16 protein-coding genes are annotated in these 17,607 nt (G+C 73.8%); 12 read left to right on the top strand and 4 right to left on the bottom strand.

Features of this window, described 5'->3' with window-relative positions:
* Positions 1–26 precede the first annotated feature (26 nt).
* From JNW98_RS22230 to JNW98_RS22200, 7 genes are all read left to right on the top strand, one after another.
* On the top strand, positions 27–329 hold the full coding sequence (locus JNW98_RS22230) for an acyl carrier protein (protein WP_223770031.1): 303 nt from the start codon (positions 27–29) through the stop codon (positions 327–329).
* A complete protein-coding gene (locus JNW98_RS22225) occupies positions 326–1,357 on the top strand; it encodes an AMP-binding protein (RefSeq protein ID WP_223770030.1) in 1,032 nt (343 codons plus the stop codon). The genes JNW98_RS22230 and JNW98_RS22225 overlap by 4 nt, the downstream gene beginning before the upstream one ends.
* Positions 1,350–2,741 (top strand): amidase, encoded by a 1,392-nt coding sequence (locus tag JNW98_RS22220; protein ID WP_223770029.1) that lies wholly within the window; start codon positions 1,350–1,352, stop codon positions 2,739–2,741. The genes JNW98_RS22225 and JNW98_RS22220 overlap by 8 nt, the downstream gene beginning before the upstream one ends.
* A gap of 53 nt (positions 2,742–2,794) precedes the next feature.
* Positions 2,795–4,330: an aromatic amino acid ammonia-lyase gene (locus JNW98_RS22215; RefSeq protein WP_223770028.1), complete on the top strand. Its 1,536-nt coding sequence runs from the start codon at positions 2,795–2,797 to the stop codon at positions 4,328–4,330.
* A gap of 78 nt (positions 4,331–4,408) precedes the next feature.
* A complete protein-coding gene (locus JNW98_RS22210; RefSeq protein WP_223770027.1) occupies positions 4,409–5,611 on the top strand; it encodes a 3-deoxy-7-phosphoheptulonate synthase in 1,203 nt (400 codons plus the stop codon).
* Between the two features lie 122 nt (positions 5,612–5,733).
* Positions 5,734–6,726, top strand: coding sequence for an aldo/keto reductase family protein (locus JNW98_RS22205; protein ID WP_223770026.1), 993 nt, complete (start codon positions 5,734–5,736; stop codon positions 6,724–6,726).
* Positions 6,727–6,818: 92 nt separating this feature from the next.
* Entirely contained in the window at positions 6,819–7,625 is an 807-nt protein-coding gene (locus tag JNW98_RS22200; RefSeq protein ID WP_223770025.1) for an SDR family NAD(P)-dependent oxidoreductase, read from the top strand.
* A 42-nt stretch (positions 7,626–7,667) separates the two neighbouring features.
* On the opposite strand, the gene JNW98_RS22195 is transcribed toward JNW98_RS22200, so the two are convergent.
* Positions 7,668–8,240 carry a MarR family winged helix-turn-helix transcriptional regulator gene (locus tag JNW98_RS22195; RefSeq protein WP_223770024.1) on the bottom strand — a complete coding sequence of 191 codons (573 nt, stop codon included), beginning with the start codon at positions 8,238–8,240 and terminating at the stop codon, positions 7,668–7,670.
* A gap of 150 nt (positions 8,241–8,390) precedes the next feature.
* On the opposite strand from JNW98_RS22195, the gene JNW98_RS22190 reads away from it, so the two are divergent.
* A complete protein-coding gene (locus tag JNW98_RS22190) occupies positions 8,391–9,908 on the top strand; it encodes an MFS transporter (protein WP_223770023.1) in 1,518 nt (505 codons plus the stop codon).
* 51 nt (positions 9,909–9,959) lie between these two features.
* Here JNW98_RS22190 and JNW98_RS22185 read toward each other — a convergent pair whose 3' ends face one another.
* Positions 9,960–10,802 carry a DUF6545 domain-containing protein gene (locus tag JNW98_RS22185; protein ID WP_223770022.1) on the bottom strand — a complete coding sequence of 281 codons (843 nt, stop codon included), beginning with the start codon at positions 10,800–10,802 and terminating at the stop codon, positions 9,960–9,962.
* Positions 10,803–11,028: 226 nt separating this feature from the next.
* Here JNW98_RS22185 and JNW98_RS22180 point away from each other — a divergent pair, with 226 nt between their 5' ends.
* Positions 11,029–12,348, top strand: a complete 1,320-nt coding sequence (locus JNW98_RS22180; RefSeq protein WP_223770021.1) for a flavin-containing monooxygenase — start codon at positions 11,029–11,031, stop codon at positions 12,346–12,348.
* 90 nt (positions 12,349–12,438) lie between these two features.
* On the opposite strand, the gene JNW98_RS22175 is transcribed toward JNW98_RS22180, so the two are convergent.
* Together JNW98_RS22175 and JNW98_RS22170 are read right to left on the bottom strand one after the other, a co-directional pair.
* Complete coding sequence (locus JNW98_RS22175) at positions 12,439–12,915, bottom strand: hypothetical protein (protein WP_223770020.1); 477 nt, start codon at positions 12,913–12,915, stop codon at positions 12,439–12,441.
* Between the two features lie 132 nt (positions 12,916–13,047).
* Positions 13,048–14,532 (bottom strand): MFS transporter, encoded by a 1,485-nt coding sequence (locus tag JNW98_RS22170; protein WP_223770019.1) that lies wholly within the window; start codon positions 14,530–14,532, stop codon positions 13,048–13,050.
* A gap of 82 nt (positions 14,533–14,614) precedes the next feature.
* Here JNW98_RS22170 and JNW98_RS22165 point away from each other — a divergent pair, with 82 nt between their 5' ends.
* The 3 genes from JNW98_RS22165 to JNW98_RS22155 all read left to right on the top strand — a co-directional run.
* Positions 14,615–15,088 carry a MarR family winged helix-turn-helix transcriptional regulator gene (locus JNW98_RS22165; RefSeq protein ID WP_223770018.1) on the top strand — a complete coding sequence of 158 codons (474 nt, stop codon included), beginning with the start codon at positions 14,615–14,617 and terminating at the stop codon, positions 15,086–15,088.
* Positions 15,089–15,145: 57 nt separating this feature from the next.
* Entirely contained in the window at positions 15,146–16,531 is a 1,386-nt protein-coding gene (locus JNW98_RS22160) for an MFS transporter (RefSeq protein WP_372459304.1), read from the top strand.
* 779 nt (positions 16,532–17,310) lie between these two features.
* Positions 17,311–17,607, top strand: a 297-nt coding sequence (locus JNW98_RS22155) for an acyl carrier protein (protein ID WP_223770017.1), incomplete at its 3' end; no start/stop codon positions are given.

Genomic DNA, 17,607 nt, shown 5'->3' with positions numbered 1-17,607 from the left:
ACACCCCCACCGACACGGAGACACCCATGAACGGCACGACCGTACCGACCGACGACGACCTGCGCGCCCGGGTCCGCGCCGTGCTCACCGACCGCCTGGGCGACGCCTTCGCCTCCGTACCGTCCGACGCCGAGCTCCAACAGGCACTCGGCGACCGCTACGACAGCCTCACGGCCATGGAGTGCATCTCCGCCGTCGAGGAGGAGTTCGGCATCGAGGTGGACTTCGTCGCCGACGACGTCCGCTACTGGTTCGCCACCGTGGACCGGATGACACGCTTCACCCGCGACCGCCTGGAGGACGCCGCGGCACTCGGGGAGCGGTCTTGACCGCTGCGCCGGCCGGCGCCGGCATCGCCTTCCGGACGTCCGGCACCACCGGGGAACCGGTCGCCTGGCTGCGTACGGAGACGCAGGTGCGGGCCGAGGCCGAGCTCGTCCTGGAGTGCCTGCTGGGCCCCGTCGACCACGTCGTCTCCTACGCCCCGACCACCCACCTCTACGGGTACCTCTACGCCGACGTCCTCCCCCGGCTGACCGGCGCCCGGGTGGAACACGCCTGGCGGGACCCGATCGCCCCGCCCCGGATCCCCGACGGCCGCCGGACCCTCCTCGTCTGCCTGCCCTCCACCTGGGAACCGCTCGTCCGGCACACCGCCGAACTCGCCCGCCACAGCGGCCTGATCGCCCTGCACAGCACGGGACCCACCACCCCGGCGGCGCACCGCACCGTCGCCCGGCTGCGCGGCACCGGGTTCCGGGCGGTCGAGCTCCTCGGCTCGACCGAGACCGGGGCCGTGGCCCACCGGAGCGTCGCCCCCGAGGGCGAGCCCCCGCCCCCGTGGCGGCTGCTGCCCGACGTCGCCTGGCCCGGCGCGGACCGGGACGGAGAGCAGCGCCTGCGGGTGAGCGGCCCCCGCCTGGCCCGGCGGTGGGACCAGGCGTCACCGCCCGCCGACCACGAGCTCTCCGACCTCGTGATCCGGGCGGGGGAACGCTCCTTCCACCACCTCGGCCGCGCCGCCCGGCTGGTCAAGGTGAACGGCCGGCGCTGCGACCTGGGCCGGGTCGAGGCCCTCGCCCGGACCTGCGGCCGCGGACTCGACGCCGCCTGCGCGGCCGTCCCCGACCCGCTCCGCGGCGAGCACTACGAGCTGTACTATGCGGCGCCCGACCCCGCCCTGGACCCGGCCGTCCTGCGCTCCCGGCTGGCCCGGCTCGGCCCGGACCTGCCCGCGCCACGCGCCGTGCACCGGGTCGCCCGGATACCGCGCGGCGCGACCGGCAAGGTCCTCACGTCCCGGCTCCAGGCCGCAGCGGCCCGCCCCCGCCCCTCTCAGGAGACCGACCATGGCTGACTTCCCCGCACCGGCCGACGCCGTCACGGAGTACGCGGCGCGGGCCGGCTGGCCCGCGGCCCGCACACCGGCCCCCCGACCGGAGACCCTGGCCATGCCACTGCGCGCACGCGTCGAGGCCCTCCTCTCGGGTGAGCTGGACGCCGGCACCTGGCGCGACGAGGAGAGCCGGTGGACCGACCACGCCGACGCCCGCTACCGGGCCTGCGTCCACCGGGCGGCCGCGGACGCCGGCACGCCACCGGTCCGGGTCGGGGTGAAGGACACCGTGGACGTCGCCGGCTTCCCGACCGGCCTCGGCCTGCGCTTCCACCGCCACCACGCCCGCGCCTCCACCCCCGCCGTCGCAGGGCTGCCCGGCCGGTACGCGGCCGTCACGGCCAAGGTCGCCACGACCGAGCTGAACATCGGCGTCGGGTCCGGCTGCCTCAACCCGTACGCGCCGCACATCGACCCCGGCGGGTCGAGCACCGGCACGGCGGTGTCCGTGGCCGCCGGCATCTGCGACATCGCGCTCGGCACGGACGTCCTGGGATCGGTGCGCTGGCCCGCCGGCCAGTGCGGCACGGTGGGGCTGCGCACGACCCACGACCCCGCGCTGCTGGACGGCGTCTTCCCGCTGTCGCCGCCCATGGACGCCCTGGGCTGGGTCACCCGCACCGCCGACGACCTCGGGTACCTGTGGCCGCTGCTCGGCCTGGACCGCCTCGGCCCCCGGCAGCCGGCCCCCGGCACTCCCCGGATCGGCGTCGTGGCCGAAGTGGACGGCCCCGACGGCACCTGCGGACCCGTCATGCGGGGCGCGCTGGAGACCGCCCTCGCCCACCTGGAATCGGCCGGGCACCGGACCGCCGAGGTCCGCCTCGGCGAGCTGTGGGAGATGCGCGGCCCCGCCTGGGAGCTGTGCGGGCGTCAGGCGTGGGACGCGTACCAGCTCTGGCGGCCGTGGCTGAACACCGAGCTGCACGAGACCACCCGCACCGCCCTGGAGGTCGGCGCCAAGGTCGGCGACGACCGCTATGCGTGGATCCTGGAGCGGCTGCACGCCTGCCGCCGCGCGGCGGACGCCCTGTTCGACAGCACCGGGACCGACGTGTGGCTGCTGCCCCTGGACCCCTGCCCACCCCCGGACGTGGCCGCCGCCGGCGCCAAGACCTCCACCATCCCTTCCCCCGGGGACCCCGACTACGACCGGCGCGTCGCCTACACCCCGGTCGCCAGCTTCACGGGCCTGCCCGCCCTGACGCTGCCCGTCGCCCGGGACGAGCGCGGCGCGCCCCTCTGCGTCCAGCTGGTCGGCCGCCGCCACGGCGAGCGGACCCTGATCGGCCTGGCGCGCCGGCTGGAGAGCGCCGTCGGCGACCTCGGCTTCCGTCCGAGCTGATCCCCGAACGCCCACCGCCGCCCGTCCGCCCGCCCCCGCACCGGAAGGCCCCGATGCCCACCCGCCACCGCCCACCCGACGCCGGACCCGTCGGCGAACGCGTCCGCCTCCTGCTGTCCGCCGGCCGCCGGGACGCACGGCTGGACCTGACGGAAACCGAACGCGAACGGCTGCGGCAGGCCCGGCGGTCCCTGGAGGGCCTGGACGGCTCCCGCCGGATCTACGGCGTCACCCACGGGTTCGGTCCGCTCGTCGGCCACCGCGCCGACCACGACCGGGAGGCGCAGGGCCTCGGCCTGGTCGAACATCTCGCCGCCGGGCAGGGCGCGCCGCTGCCCCCGGACGTCACCCGCACCATGGTCCGGCTCCGCCTGCGCGGCATGACCCTCGGCCACTCCGCGGTGGACCCGGAGGTCTGGCAGCTCCTCGCCGACCAGTGGAACGCCGGCTTCACCCCCGTCGTCCCCGGGGAGGGCAGCCTCAGCGCCAGCGGCGACCTCGTCCCGCTCGCCCACGCCGCCCTCGCCTCCGCCGGCCGGGACGGCGGCCTGGCCTGGCGCTACGGGGAGGACGGCTGGACCCGGGAACCCGCCGCGGACGTGCTGCGGTCACTCGGCGTCGCCCCCGTACGGTGGGAGGCCCGCTCGGCCCTGGCCTTCGTCAACGGCGGCAGCGCCTGCCTGGCCCGCGCCCTGCACACGCACCGCGAACTGTCCGCGCTGACCGAGGCCGCCGCGGCCGTCACCGGCCGTGTCGCCGCCCTCCTCGGCGCCTCCGGCGAACCGTACGAGGACGCGCTGAGCCGGGTGCGGAACCAGCCCGGGCAGCGGACCGCCGCGGCCTGGATCCGCCGGGCGATGGAGGAGACCGGAGAGGCCGCCGAACAGGACCGGCCGCTGCAGGAGCGCTACTCCCTGCGCTGCGCGCCCCAGGTCCTGGGCGCCGTGCTGGACCAGCTGGAGCTGCAGGGGCGCGTCCTGCTCGACGAGGCCGACGGCTGCGGCGACAACCCGGTCCTCGTCGACGGCCGCCTGCTCCACGGCGGCAACTTCCACGCCGCACCCGTGGCGTTCGTCTGCGAGACCCACGCCTCCTGCGCACACCAGCTGGCGTTCCTGCTGGAACGCCAGCTGGCGTTGGTCCTGGACCCGTCGGCGAACGGGGGCCTGCCCCCGCTGCTGACGCCCCGTCCGGGCGCGGGGAGCGGATTCGCCGGGGTGCAGATCGCCGCCACCTCGCACCTCGCCCGCGTGCGCCAGCTCGGTTACCCGGCCTCGTTCACGGCCCTGCCGACCAACCTGCACAACCAGGACCAGGTCCCGATGGCGCTCAACAGCGCGAACGCCGTGGCGGACATGACGGAGCGCGCGTGGTGGATCCTCGGTTCGCTGCTGCTGGCGGTGAACCAGCTGGCGCACCTGACGGGCGGCCCGCCCGGGGCAGGTCTCTGGGAGCGGCTCCGCGCCCGGTTCCCTGTCCTGGACCGGGACCGGCCGCTGGCCGCCGAGGTGACCGCCGCCGCCGAGGAGGCCCGTGCCCGCTTCCTGGCCGAGGAAGCCGGTGATCCACCGGCTCCGTCGTCCGTCTGACCCCGCCCGTCGCCCCCGGAGCCGCCCGACCCGCCGTTCCCTTTCTCCCACCGGACCCCTTCCTTCTTGGAGGACACCATGAGCGCCACGCGCCTGCTGCTGGCGGCCCGTGCCCGGCAGCAGCCCGAATGGGCTTCCCTCGACAGACTCAAACAGGTCCTCCACGCGCTGGAGCGCAAGCCGCCCCTGGTCGACGCCTCGGTGTGCGACGACCTCACCGCCGAGCTGGCACGGGCCGCCACGGGCCGGGGCTTCGCCCTGTTCGTCGGCGAGTGCGCCGAACGCTTCGCCGAGGCCCGGCCGGAGACCGTCCTGGCCAAGGCGGACCAGCTCCACCGGCTGGCCGACGGCCTGGCCGAGGCCACCGGCCTGCCGGTCACCCGCGTCGGCCGCATCGCGGGCCAGTACGCCAAGCCGCGCTCCCACCCCACCGAGACCCTCGCCGACGGCACGGTCCTCCCCGTCTACCGCGGGGACGCCGTGAACGCGCCCGAGCCCAGGCCCCAGGCCCGCGTCGCCGACCCGTCCCGGCTGCTCCGCGCCTACCACCACGCCGAGACCACCCTGAGCACCCTCTTCGAGCGTGACCTGGGGCTGGCCGGGCAGACGGCGCCGGAACGGACCTACGCCGGCCACGAGGCCCTCCTGCTGGAGTTCGAGCAGGCGCTCGTCCGGCCCGCCCCCGACGGTGCCGGGCAGTACGGTTCCTCCGGGCACTTCCTGTGGATCGGGGAACGCACCCGGCAACTCGACCACGAGCACGTGCAGTTCGCCGCGTCCGTCGGCAACCCGGTCGGTGTCAAGGTCGGTCCCACGGCCGACCCCGGTGAAGTGGCCGCGCTGATCGGGGCGCTCAACCCGCGCCGGCGGCCGGGACGGCTCACCCTGATCGTCCGGATGGGCGCCGCCCACGTCGGGCGGCGGCTGCCCGAACTGCTGGACCGCCTCGGGGCGGCGGCGGCCGACGTGGCCTGGGTCTGCGACCCCATGCACGGCAACACCCGGGTCAACGGCGCCGGGCAGAAGACCCGCGCGCTCACCGACGTCATGGCGGAGACCGAGGCGTTCGTCCTCGCCCTGCACCGGCGGGGGCTGCCCCCCGCCGGCCTGATGCTGGAGACGGCCCACCGCCCCGTCACCGAGTGCGTCGCCACTCCCGCCGAAGCCGCCGTCGCGGAACCGCTGCCCCACTACGAGACCGCCTGCGACCCGCGGCTCGACCCCGAACAGGCCCGGCTGGTCACGGCGTTCACGGCGGACCTGCTGGAGGCCGGGCGGTGAGGCGGGCGGCCCCGGGTCCCTCCGGCGGCGCCCGCGACCCTCCCGCCGCGGCCCCCGCCGACCGACCCCGACAGCGCTCTCCCGCGCCGGCAACCCCTCAAGCAAGGAAGCGACGGAACGCCATGGAATTCCGCACCCTCGGAGGCAGCGGCCTCGTCCTCAGCGAGATCGCCTACGGCAACTGGATCACTCACGGAGCCCAGATCGACGAGGAGGCCGCGCACGCCTGCGTACGGGCGGCGCTCGACGCGGGCATCACCACCTTCGACACCGCCGACGTGTACTCCGAGACCCGCGCCGAGTCCGTCCTCGGCAAGGCCCTGGCGGGCGAACGCCGGGAGGGCCTCGTCATCTGCACCAAGGTGTGCCACCCCGTCGGGCCCGGACCCAATGACTACGGCCTGTCCCGCAAGCACGTCATCGAGGGCTGTGAAGCCTCGCTGCGCCGCCTGTGCACCGACTACGTCGACGTGTACTACGCCCACCGCTATGACCCGCAGGTCCCGCTGGAGGAGACCATGCTCGCCTTCGCGGACCTCGTCCGCGGCGGCAAGGCCCTCTACATCGGGGTCAGCGAGTGGACGGCGGACCAGATCACCCGCGCCGCCGGGCTCGCCCGGGAGCTGCGGGTACCGCTCGTGGCGAGCCAGCCGCAGTACTCGATGCTGTGGCGGGTCCCCGAGTCCCAGGTGATCCCGGCCTGTGACCGGGAGGGCCTCGGCCAGGTCGTCTGGTCACCCCTCGCCCAGGGCATCCTGACCGGCAAGTACCTGCCGGGCGGCGAACCGCCCACCGGGTCCCGGGCGGCGGACCCCACGGGCAAGGGTTTCGTCGACATGCTGGTGGGCCACTGGATGCGCGACGACGCCGTTCTGCGCGCCGTCCAGGAGCTGCGGCCGGTGGCCCGCGAGGCGGGACTGACGATGAGCCAGCTGGCCATCGCCTGGGTTCTGCGGAACCCGTCGGTCACCTCGGCCATCATCGGCGCGAGCCGCCCCGAGCAGGTACGGGAGAACGTGGCGGCCTCCGGGGTACGGCTGGACGAGGCCGTCCTCACCCGCGTCGACGACATCCTCGCCCCGCACATCGAACGCGACCCGGCGAAGACGGGCTGACCGCCCGGCCGGCCGCCCGCCGCACCCGCGGACCGCGGCGGGCGGCGGCGCCTCCCCCTCGCCCCTTTCGACGACACCAGCAGAGGACGGGCATGACCAGCTCCGAGACGACCACATCGGCGACAGGGACGGGCCCCGCCAGGCGGGCCGTGATCGTGACCGGCGGCAGCCGGGGGCTGGGCCGCGCGGTCACGCGGCGGCTCGCCGGGGAGGGCTACGACGTGGCGCTGTGCGGCCGTTCCGAGGGCCCGCTGGAGACGGCGGCCGCGGAACTCCGGGAGCGCTGGGGCGCCACCGTGCACGCCGAGTCCCTGGACGCGCAGGACGGGACGGCGCTGGACGAGTTCGTCCGGCGTGCCGCGGCGGCGCTCGGCCGGGTCGACGCCCTTGTCGCCTGTGCCGGCGGAGCGCGCGGCGCCGGGCTCCTCGACAGCACCGACCGGGAGTGGGAGGAGACCTACCGCCTCAACGTCGCCCACCCGGTGGCCGCGCTGCGTTCGGCGGTCCCGCATCTGCGCCGGACCCGGGGCTGCGCGGTCCTGGTGTCCTCCGTGTCCGGCTGGAAGCCCGCCCCGCCCGCCCAGTACGCCGCCGCGAAGGCCGCGCAGATCCACCTGGCGGCGACCCTCGCCCGGGAGCTGGGGCCGGACGGCATCCGCGTCAACTGCGTCTCACCCGGCTCGATGCTCATCCCCGGCAAGGGCTGGGCCCGCCTCCGGGAGGAGGACCCGGAAGCGTACCGGGCCTTCGAGCGGGAGTTCCCGGCCGGCGAGCTGATCGCGCCCGAGGACGTGGCCTCGGTGATCGCCTTCCTGCTGTCCGGCCAGGCGCGCGCGGTCAACGGCGCCAACATTCCCGTCGACGGCGGCCAGAACGCCCCCAGCGCGTACGGCTACTGACGCGGCGCCCCCGGGCGCCGCCGCACCCCGCCCGGGGGTCCGCTACGGGTGCCCCACGTGCGTCACCTCGCGGACGTCCAGCTTCCGCTGCACGTCGTCGAGGAGGACGCGCAGGAGCCCGGTCAGGGTGTCCCGCTGCTGGGCCGTGAGCCCGTCGAGCAGTTCGGCCTCCCGGGACAGGACGCGGTCGACGGTGCGCTCCAGGAGATCGTGGCCGGCGGGGGTGAGCTCCACCAGGACGGCCCGGGAGCGCCCGGGCGCCGACCGCCGGGTGACCAGCTTGTCCCGTTCGGCGCGGTTCAGGCGCTGGCTTATCGCTCCCGCGGTCACCAGTGACTGCTCGGCGATCTGCCGGGTCGTCAGGGTGTAGGGCGATCCGCTGCGCCGGAGCACGCTGAGCAGGTCGAGGGTGGCCGGATCGACGCCCGCCTCGGCCAGGACGCGGCGGCGGTCGTCGCCGAAGTGCTTGGCGAGCTGCCAGACCCGGGTGACCACGCCGATGGACGCCACGGGCGTCTCCGGCCGTTCCCGCCGCCAGGCCGCGGCGATGGCGTCCACCGGGTCCCGGAGAATCTCCGCTTCCTGGTCAGGGAGTTGACGGTGCGATGTCTCCATGGGGTCCCCTCACGGCATGCTACATTTAGATATGAATTAAGTGCTAAACAAGGGGCTTGAGTCCCTGTATCGTACGCCGACACCTCCAGGGCGGGCGCGGCGCGGGGGCGGTTCCGGTCCCTCCTCAATCATCGTCGTTCAGTGGTGGCCATGAGTGCATTAGCAAGGGAAGACCATTCGAAGGACCGGGCCGGAGCGGCCCGGGGCGCCGCCCCGGCGGGGGCGACGGCCCGCGACTGGGCGGGGCTCGCGGTGGTGCTGCTCGCGATGTTCATGAGTCAGATCGACATGTTCATCGTGAACGTGGCGGCCCCCGAGATCCAGTCCGATCTCCACGCCGGTTTCGGCCGGCTCCAGTTCGTCATCGACGGGTACGTCATCGCCTACGCGGCCGGGATGGTGACGGGTGGCCGGCTCGGCGACCGAGTGGGGCGGAAGAAGGTGTTCCAGTACGGTGTCGCGGCGTTCACCGCCACATCCCTCCTGTGCGCCCTCGCCCCGTCGGCCGACACGCTCATCGCCGCCCGCGTCCTCCAGGGACTGTCGGCGGCGCTGATGACCCCGCAGGTCCTCTCCATCATCCGGGCGGTCTTCACGGAAGGGCCGGACCGCGCCCGGGCGGTGGGCGCCTACGGGGCCGCCATCGGCGCGGGCGTCATCGCCGGGCTGGCCGGGGGCGGCTTCCTCCTCGACCTGGACGTCGCGGGGCTCGGCTGGCGCATGATCTTCCTCATCAACGTGCCCATCGGCATCGTCATCCTCGGCGCGGCCGTCCCGGCCGTCACGGAGAGCCGGAGCACCGCCGTCCCCCGGCTGGACTTCGTCGGAGTGGCGGCCACCGCCGTGCTGCTCCCGCTGGTCCTGGTGCCGTTGACGGTCGGCCCGGAGCAGGGCTGGCCGTGGTGGACCTACGTGTGCTTCGCGCTGGGCGGCACGGGGGCGGTGGCGTTCATGCGCTGGGAGCGCCGGCTGGAGGACCGCGGCAGCGACCCGCTGCTGCCCGGCCGGCTGCTCCACGCCCGGGGCTTCCCCGTCAGCATGGCCACCGTCCTGACGTTCTTCGCGGGCAACGCGGGGCTCTTCCTGGTGCTGACCTACCACCTGCAGTCCGGCATCCGGCTGTCGCCCATGAACGCCAGCCTGGTCTTCGTGCCGCTCGGCGTGGGCTTCATCATCGCGTCCGCCGCCTGCCGCCGGCTGGCGGCACGGTTCGGCATCCGCGTCTCGGTCGCCGGGGGAACCCTCATGGCGGCCGCACTGTGCACCGTACCCGCCGTCACGGGCGCGGGAACGACGTCACAGGCCCTCCTGCTCGCCGCCGTCATGGGCGTCTCCGGCTTCGGCCAGGGCCTCGTGGTGGCGCCTCTCGTCGACACCGTGCTCTCCCGTGTCCACCCGGACGACGCGGGCGCCGGCTCCGGGGTGCTGAACACCGTCACCCAGGCCGGCATGGCACTCGGCGTCGCCGCCGTCGGCGCGCTGTACCGAGCCCTGCTCGGCGCCAACCCCCAGGATGCCGGCGACGCCGTCACCACCTCCGACTTCGCCGACGCTTTCGACGGCACCAGCCTCGTCCTGGCCGCCCTGGCCCTCGCCGTCGCGGTCCTGTGCGCCGCCCTCGGAGGCGGCCGGCGGAGGACGGCCCGGCGGGCGTCCTCCGGCCCGTGAGACGCCGGTCGCCGGCGGCGGTCACCGCTCCCCGCGGCCGGCCGGCCCGCTTCACTTCCCGCCGGAAGTGTCCGGATGGATCGCGAAGTTCCGGGCCGGCGCCGAGGCGTAAGCCCGCGCCACGTCGAGGAGGAACGCCTTCTCGCTGTCGAGGTCGCCTTTGTCGAAGTGGACGAGGCCGTCGGCGGACCGCTGGTGGGGCAGGCCGGCGAGCTTGGCGCTGCGTGCTCCCGACATCACGCACGCGAGCACCGTCGCGTCGGCTTTGGCGTGGGCGACCCCCACGGCGGCCACATGGCGGCGGGCGCGGGCCCAAGTACCTGCCGACACATAGTCGTTGAGGACGAGAATGGCGTCCCGAGTCTCGATGATCTTGCGGTAGGCAAGCAGCCGCCAGGACGCCTGCGGCCACACGATCTCGAGCAGCCGGTGGCGGCGTCTGAGGAACGCGACGCTCGGCACGGCCTGCACCAGGTCGTGCCACAGCGGCCACAGGTACCAGATGGTGCAGATCTCCGCGACGGCCTCCTGCACGGCCCACAGCGAGGGTGCCAGGAGGGCGATCGCCCGGAGCAGCCCGTGCAGGTCCATCACGTACGGGAGGCACGGCAGCAGCCGACCGGTGTGCAGCAAGAGGTCGTTGAGCTGGCAGAACCAGAACACGCCGGAGAGTGCGGTGCCGATGCCGAACATCCGCAGGCTCGCCTTCAGGACGGGATCGGCCGCGCGTCGGCTGTACTGAAGGCACAGGGAGGTGCAGGAGACGTCCGCGGTGAGATGGACGAGAACCAGGACGAGCCAGTAGGCGGCGGAGGGAGTCGGCGAGCCGTGGCCCGTCACGGCGTGTTCCCGGTGCGGCGGCGCCAGGGAGTCGAGGACCAGCAGGGAGACCACGGCCAGGCTCGTCGCGCAGCACACGCTCAGCCGTAGTCGGCCGCCCCGCGATCCACGACGCGGAAACCGGCATATACCACGTCGGAAACACCGTCGGGCCGCCCGCGTACCACGCCTGTGCGGCCGTCCTGTCCGGTCTCGAGGCCGCCGAACTGCTGGCCTCCGACCACTCTCGCGACCACGAACCCGCAGCGTAAGTCCACCGCGTCAGGAAATGGAATCCCGCATGTTCGTAGAAACAGTGATAGTCGGTGGCGGCCAGCAGGGGTGCGGCGTCGCAGGGGCGCTTTCCCGACTCGGATACGAGTCCCTGGTGCTGGAACGAGGGGAGGTCGGCCAGGCGTGGGCACATGAGCGCTGGGACAGCCTGTACGTCAACACGCCGAACCGCATGGTCGATTTCCCGGGCTGGCCGTACGACGGCGACGACCCCGAAGGCTTCATGCCGGCCCGTGAGGTGGCGGAACGCCTGAGGCGCTACGTGTCCGGAATGGGCATCCAGGTCCGCGAACGGACTGCCGTCCGGGCCGTCGAGTCGGCGATCGACGACCCGTCTTGCCGCGATGCGCGGTTCCGGGTCCACCTCGCCGACGACGGTGAGGTCATCGAGTGCCGCAACCTCGTCGCGGCCCTGGGCGGATACGCCTCTCCGCGCGTTCCTGACGTGGCCTCGGATGTCGATCCGTCGATCACGCAGCTGCACAGTTCGCATTACCGCAACCCGCAGTCCTTGCCCGACGGTGCGGTTCTCGTCGTGGGTGCCGGCAGCAGCGGGCAGCAGATCGCCGAAGATGTGCGGGAATCCGGCCGGGAGGTCTACCTCGCGGTCGGCCGTCACAAGACCGCGCCCCGTTTCTACCGCGGCGCCTGCGTGCTCGACTGGCTGCGTTTCATGTCGATCGAAGGCAACTTCGAGTCCGCGCCCGTGGGGCGCGACCTGTCCCCCTCGCTGCCCGGCGCGTCGGTACTCAGCGGGAGAGACGGCGGACGGGACCTGAACCTGTCCATCCTGGCCAAGCAGGGCGTCACCCTCGTCGGCTCGGTACGCGCCGCGGAGGGCACGGTTCTGGCGCTGGAGGACAACGTCCGCTCGATAGCGGAGGCCGCGGCCCGTGCGGAGCTCGAGCTGCTGGACGCCATCGACGCGGCCATCGAGAAGCGCGGGCTGGAGGTCCCCGACCGGACGTCACCCACCATCGTCGACATCTCGCTGCTCTCCGGCTACGGGGAGACCCTGGACCTCAAGGCCAACGACATCACGACGGTCATCTGGGCGACGGGATTCGTCCCGGACTACGGGATCCTGCCCGGCGCGGCCCTGGACGAGCAGGGAACTCCGGTGCACCGCAAGGGTGTCGGCGCGCTGCCCGGCCTGTACTACGCGGGCCTGCCCGAGGGCAGGGTCGTGAGGCCCTTGCTCATCGGGGCCACACGCAGCAACGGTGAGTTCATCGCCCGCCAGATCCAGTTGGACAACGTCCTCCGCCAGGGCTCGCCGGCGGCGGCCGCTCAGCTCTGGTCTGCGGAAGGAGCCCCGCTGCGGTGAGGCGGCCGTGAAGGCGGCGTCGCGTGGCCTCCCGACGGAGGTCACGCGGCGGGTACCGGCCGCGGGGACCGGCGACCGGGCCGCCGCGGTTCAGGGCGTGGCCGCGTCGGGCTCCTCCCCCCGCACCTGGCCCAGATTCTCCACCCTGCGGGCTTCGTTGACGATGATGAGGAGGGCGTCCAGGCTGGCGGACGACAGACCCTCGGCGCGGAGCGCGAGGTTGCGCACCTTGGTGTCGCGCAACGCGGCGGCGAGCGCCAGCTGGGCGTTGACGCGGCGTGAGACCTCGTCGTTGATGAAGTACTCCAGCGGGACTCCGAAGAACTCCGCCAGGACGCTCAGTTGCTCAAGCGTGACGTTCCGCTTGCGTCCGGTCGCGAGTTCCCACAGGTAGGTGGCCGAGATCGTGCCGCCTGTCGATTCCCGGATCATGGTGGCCAGCCGGGCGTACCCAGGGCGTTTGCGCTCGTCGGGATAGAGGGCGGTGATCAGACTGCAGAGCCGCTCGCCCAGGTCGTGCAGCCGAGGCGGGACTGTTTCACCGCGAGCTGCCTCACCGCTGGCCATAAGTCCCCTTTCGTCCGTCGAAGGCACGGCCATTATCTCGTGGTCCTGACGGTGTTACCCGATCTTTCGTGTCTCGTTCTGATTCCGGCGGGGGCGTCGGGCTGATTCCGGCAGGGGCGTCAGGAGGCCCGCCTACGACAAAATGTCGTCGCCGTCGGTCTGTTCCACCAGCCGGACCTCGTCGGCGGGCAGGCGCTCCTCGGGGGCGAGCCGGGTGGACCGGGCGGGCAGGAACCAGGCGAGGGCCGCGGCGAGGACGCAGAAGCCGGCGGAGCACCACAGCACCATGGTGTAACCGCCCACCCCCGGCTCCCCGTTGCCGCCGGCGTGCGCGGCCAGGATGGTGGCGGTGAGCGCGCTGCCCAGGGAGAAGCCCGTGAAGCGGACCACTTGGTAGAAGCCCATGGCACTGCCCGTCTCCCGGGCGGGGATCGACTGCACGATCAAGCCGGGAATCGCCGCGAAGGTGGTGCCCAGCCCCACGCCCAGGACGCCCGACATCACGAAGGCCTGCCACAGGGCGCCGTGGAAGACCGCGAAGAATCCGCAGCCCAGCGCGGCCACGAGGCAGCCCAGCGTCAGCACCGCCCGGATCCCCACGCGTGTCACCAGGGCCGGCAGGATGCGGGAGCTGACGAGCATCAAGAAGGACAGGGGGATCAGGACGAGGCCGGCCACGACTGCCGACGCCGAAAACCCGAAACCGCCCGAGCGCGGGGATTGCACGAACTCCGTCACCCCCGAAAGCACCATGTACATCGCGACGCCGAGCACCATGGCGCAGACGTCGGCGGACAGCACGGAGGGGTGGCGCAGCAGGCGGAGTTGGACCAGCGGGTGCCCGGCGCGCAACTGCTGCACGGTCCACACGGCGAAGAGCACGACGCCGACGGCCAGCAGGCTGACGATCGCCGGTGAGCCCCAGCCCCACTGTGTCCCCTCCGCCACCGCCACGAGTGCGCTGACCAGCGCCAGGGCGAGCAGTACGGCGCCGGTCCAGTCGAGCCGGCGGGGGGTGCCGCGCCCCGCGCTCGACGGTATGACCACGGCGACGCAGAGCAACGCGAGGCCGGACACGATCGTGCCGAACCAGTACGCGCCCGCCAGTCCCCACGCTTCGGCGAGCAGCCCGCTGATCGGGTAGCCGGCGCCGAGGCCGGCCCCCGCCGACACCGACAACAGCGCGATCATCGGCGCGACCTTGGCCTGCGGCAGTTCTTCGCGGGCGGTGGCCATCGCCAGGGGCGCCAGCCCGAGCCCGACGCCCTGCAGTCCGCGGCCGACGAGCAGCAACCCGAGGCCGCCCGCCAGCGCGGCCACGACTCCGCCCGCCGTGACCACGGCCAGGCCGCCGAGCAGCGTCCCGCGCCGTCGCGGGCCGTCGCCGAGCCGGCCGAGGACCGGGGCGCTCGCCGCGCCGACCAGCAGTGCCACGGTCAGCGACCACTGTGCCGTACTCAGCGACACGTGGAAATCGCGGGCGACGGTGGGGATCAGCGGAGCGCCGAACGAGCTGATGACGCTGGAGACCAGTGTGGCCAGAACCAGCACCGGCCCGATGAGCGCGCTGTCCGGCCGGCCGGTGATCCGCCGGGCCGGCACATGACCTGTGACCATGAGACCTCCCAAGAGAAGCGCGTGCGACTTGCACGCAACACCCTAGCCTCGATTCCGTGCGAGTCGCACGTATCATGGCCGGATGGCTGATACGGGGTTGGCGCGGGACCTGGAACAAGCGCTGGGACAACTGCTGCTGCGACGCAACCGGAGCGCGCTCTACGACGCGGTCCTCGACTCCGCACCGACAGGGGTCGACCGTCAGACCTATCCGGTGCTCAGCGGCCTGGCCCGGCTCGGACCGCAGTCAGCGGCGCGGCTCGCCGACGAGGTCGGCATCGACCGGTCCGGCGCGAGCCGTTACGCCGACCGGCTCGAGAGCGCGGGTCTGCTCGAGCGCAGCCCCGACCCCCGCGACCGCCGGGCCACCCTGCTCGCCTTGACGCCCGAGGGGCACGCCACGGTCGTCAAGCTCCGCGACACGCTGACCCGGCATCTCGCGTACCGGATCGCGGACTGGCCCGACTGGCAGGCGCAGGCGCTGATCGACGGCATTCGCCTGCTCATCGACGAGCCCAGGGAGGGACGCGAGGAACAAGAAGAAGGGGTCGGGTGAGCGAACTCACCACCCAAAACGGACTTATACGTTTATTGATGAACTTAAGCTGTATGAATGCCCTCCGCCCCCACCCTGCCCAGCCCTGCCCTGCCCGACCCCACTCTGCCCGGACCAGGGACTGAAACGACGGGCGGCCGGCGGGCCATGCTCGTGTGGGGCGTCGGAGTGTGCGTGTACCTCGTCGCGATCGTCTTCCGGACCAGCCTCGGGGTCGCGGGGCTCGACGCCGCGGACCGCTTCCACATCAACGCGTCGGCGCTGTCGACGTTCTCGATCCTCCAGCTGCTGATCTACGCGGCCATGCAGATCCCCGTCGGGCTGATGGTCGACCGGCTCGGCACCAAGCGGGTCCTCGCCATCGGCGCGGCGCTGTTCACCGCGGGCCAGCTCGGCTTCGCGCTGAGTCCGACGTACGGGACGGCGCTGGCGTCGCGGGCGCTGCTCGGCTGCGGCGACGCCATGACGTTCATCAGCGTGCTGCGGCTCGGCGCGCGCTGGTTCCCCGCCGACCGGGCGCCGGTCATCTCGCAGGTGGCGGCCCTGTTCGGCACGGTGGGCAACCTGGTCTCCACCCTCGTCATCCCCCGGGCGCTGCACGGTCTCGGCTGGACCGCGACCTTCGCGGGCAGCGCGGCGGCCGGCGCCGTCGTCCTCCTGTTGACGCTCCTCTTCCTCAGGGACCACCCCGAGGGCCACACGCCGCCGCCCGCGCCGGCGGCCGGTGCGGCGTACGTCCGGCGGCAGATCGTCGCGGCGTGGCGGGAGCCGGGGACCCGGCTGGGCATGTGGGTGCACTTCACGGCCCAGTTCCCGGCGACGGTGTTCATGCTGCTGTGGGGGCTGCCCTTCCTCGTCCAGGGGCAGGGGCTGTCCCGGGAGGCGGCCGGCGGCCTGCTCACCCTGTCCGTGGTCTCCGCCATGTCGGTCGGACCGGTGTACGGGCAGCTGATCTCCCGCCGTCCCGCCGCCCGTACGGCGCTGGCGCTCGGCACGGTGGGCGCGACCGCGCTGGCCTTCGCGGCGGTGCTCGGCTGGCCGGGGGCGCACGCGCCGGTGTGGCTGCTGGCGGCGCTGTGCCTGGTACTCGGCGCGTGCGGTCCCGCGTCGGTGGTCGGCTTCGACTTCGCGCGCCCCGCGAACCCGCCGGAGCGGCAGGGCACCGCCTCCGGCATCGTCAACATGGGCGGTTTCATCGCCTCGATGGCGACGCTCCTGGCGGTCGGGATGCTCCTCGACGCCACCGGTGACGACTACCGGATCGCCTTCTGCTCGGTCTTCGTCGTCCAGGCGTTCGGCGTCTCCCGCATCCTGCGGCTCCGGCCGCACGCCGAACGGCGGGGCGGCGGGCGCGGGCGCACGGTCCTGGCCGGCGGGACGGGCGGGATCGGCCGGGGCGTCGGTGCCGGGGGCGGCGTCGAGCCGGTGCGCGTCCCGGCCTGACCGTCCGCGCTCCCGCGTACGGGCGGGGACGCGTTCGGATGGCGGTCTCTCCGCCAGGACGCGCCGGGCGCTTTCCTCGCGCGAAATCGCCGACGCCCCGAAAAAGGCGACCCGCATCACGGCCGCCGGCGCAGGAATCACCGCGATTTCCGGCGCTACCGAACGACGCTGCCGAGCAAGCGGAGTCACGGGACATTCCCTGGCCGGCAGAGCCCGCGAGCGGACCACCCGGCCGGCACCTTCCGCGCCCTGGATCACCGCACGCGCCCCGGAGGCCGTCCGACGGTGACGTCCACCGCCCGCCCCGGACGGCGCACGCGGCCGCCGCGGGTGCCGCACCGCACGCCCGGTCGCCGGCCATGAGCCGCCACGCGTCCCCGGGCCGCGCGGCGGCCCCGTACCGCCGCGACGCGGGCCGCCGTCGGCCGGTGCGCGATCGGCGGTTGATCCCACGAAATTCCGGTGTTTTTTATCGCGGGGGACGGGCCGGTATTCCGGTCGAATGGCGCCGCGTTTCCCGCGGAAACCCGTCATCGTATTGGCTTACGGATGCCACGTTCGGGTTCTCGTTTCCCCCGGCCCCTCACCCGCGGCGGTGAAATCCCCCTACGATCCGAGGGCGAACCGGATTGAGGGGGCTCCCTTGACGCTGTCGACGCCCACACCCGCACGGAACCGGCCGCGATCCGGGACGGCCGGCGCGGTCCCGGCACCGGAATCCGGTGGCCCGGTCCGGCCCGGCGAACCCACCGCGCCACCCGCAGAGCGCGGGAGGCCCCATGTCTCGTGACCTGCGCGCCCTCGACCCGCGCGTCCTCGACCCGCGCGCCGCCGAGCGCGTCGTCCGCGCGACGGTCGGGGCCGTCCTCGGCACGCCGGCGGCCGAGTGGCCCCGCGACCGCCCCCTGGACGAACTGCCGGACGCGGTCTACGACACGCTGGCCCAACTGGAGGTTCTGTCCCGGGTGGAGCGGGCCCTCGGCCTCCCGCCGCGGCCCGTCGAGCCGGACCGGCTGCGGACCGTCCGCGCCATCGTGGCCCTGGCCGCGGAGTCCGCCGCCCGGGGCGGCGCGTGC

Source organism: Streptomyces huiliensis, from assembly GCF_020037025.1.
GTDB lineage: Bacteria > Actinomycetota > Actinomycetes > Streptomycetales > Streptomycetaceae > Streptomyces > Streptomyces huiliensis.
This window is presented reverse-complemented; position numbering and strand designations above follow the sequence as displayed.

Coding starts and splice junctions, on each gene's coding strand:
- JNW98_RS22195 (WP_223770024.1), bottom strand. CDS start 8,240: ATGGAGACATCGCACCGTCAACTCCCTGACCAGGAAGCGGAGATTCTC.
- JNW98_RS22165 (WP_223770018.1), top strand. CDS start 14,615: ATGGCTGATACGGGGTTGGCGCGGGACCTGGAACAAGCGCTGGGACAA.
- JNW98_RS22230 (WP_223770031.1), top strand. CDS start 27: ATGAACGGCACGACCGTACCGACCGACGACGACCTGCGCGCCCGGGTC.
- JNW98_RS22205 (WP_223770026.1), top strand. CDS start 5,734: ATGGAATTCCGCACCCTCGGAGGCAGCGGCCTCGTCCTCAGCGAGATC.
- JNW98_RS22190 (WP_223770023.1), top strand. CDS start 8,391: ATGAGTGCATTAGCAAGGGAAGACCATTCGAAGGACCGGGCCGGAGCG.
- JNW98_RS22160 (WP_372459304.1), top strand. CDS start 15,146: ATGCCCTCCGCCCCCACCCTGCCCAGCCCTGCCCTGCCCGACCCCACT.
- JNW98_RS22180 (WP_223770021.1), top strand. CDS start 11,029: ATGTTCGTAGAAACAGTGATAGTCGGTGGCGGCCAGCAGGGGTGCGGC.
- JNW98_RS22220 (WP_223770029.1), top strand. CDS start 1,350: ATGGCTGACTTCCCCGCACCGGCCGACGCCGTCACGGAGTACGCGGCG.
- JNW98_RS22200 (WP_223770025.1), top strand. CDS start 6,819: ATGACCAGCTCCGAGACGACCACATCGGCGACAGGGACGGGCCCCGCC.
- JNW98_RS22175 (WP_223770020.1), bottom strand. CDS start 12,915: ATGGCCAGCGGTGAGGCAGCTCGCGGTGAAACAGTCCCGCCTCGGCTG.
- JNW98_RS22210 (WP_223770027.1), top strand. CDS start 4,409: ATGAGCGCCACGCGCCTGCTGCTGGCGGCCCGTGCCCGGCAGCAGCCC.
- JNW98_RS22215 (WP_223770028.1), top strand. CDS start 2,795: ATGCCCACCCGCCACCGCCCACCCGACGCCGGACCCGTCGGCGAACGC.
- JNW98_RS22170 (WP_223770019.1), bottom strand. CDS start 14,532: ATGGTCACAGGTCATGTGCCGGCCCGGCGGATCACCGGCCGGCCGGAC.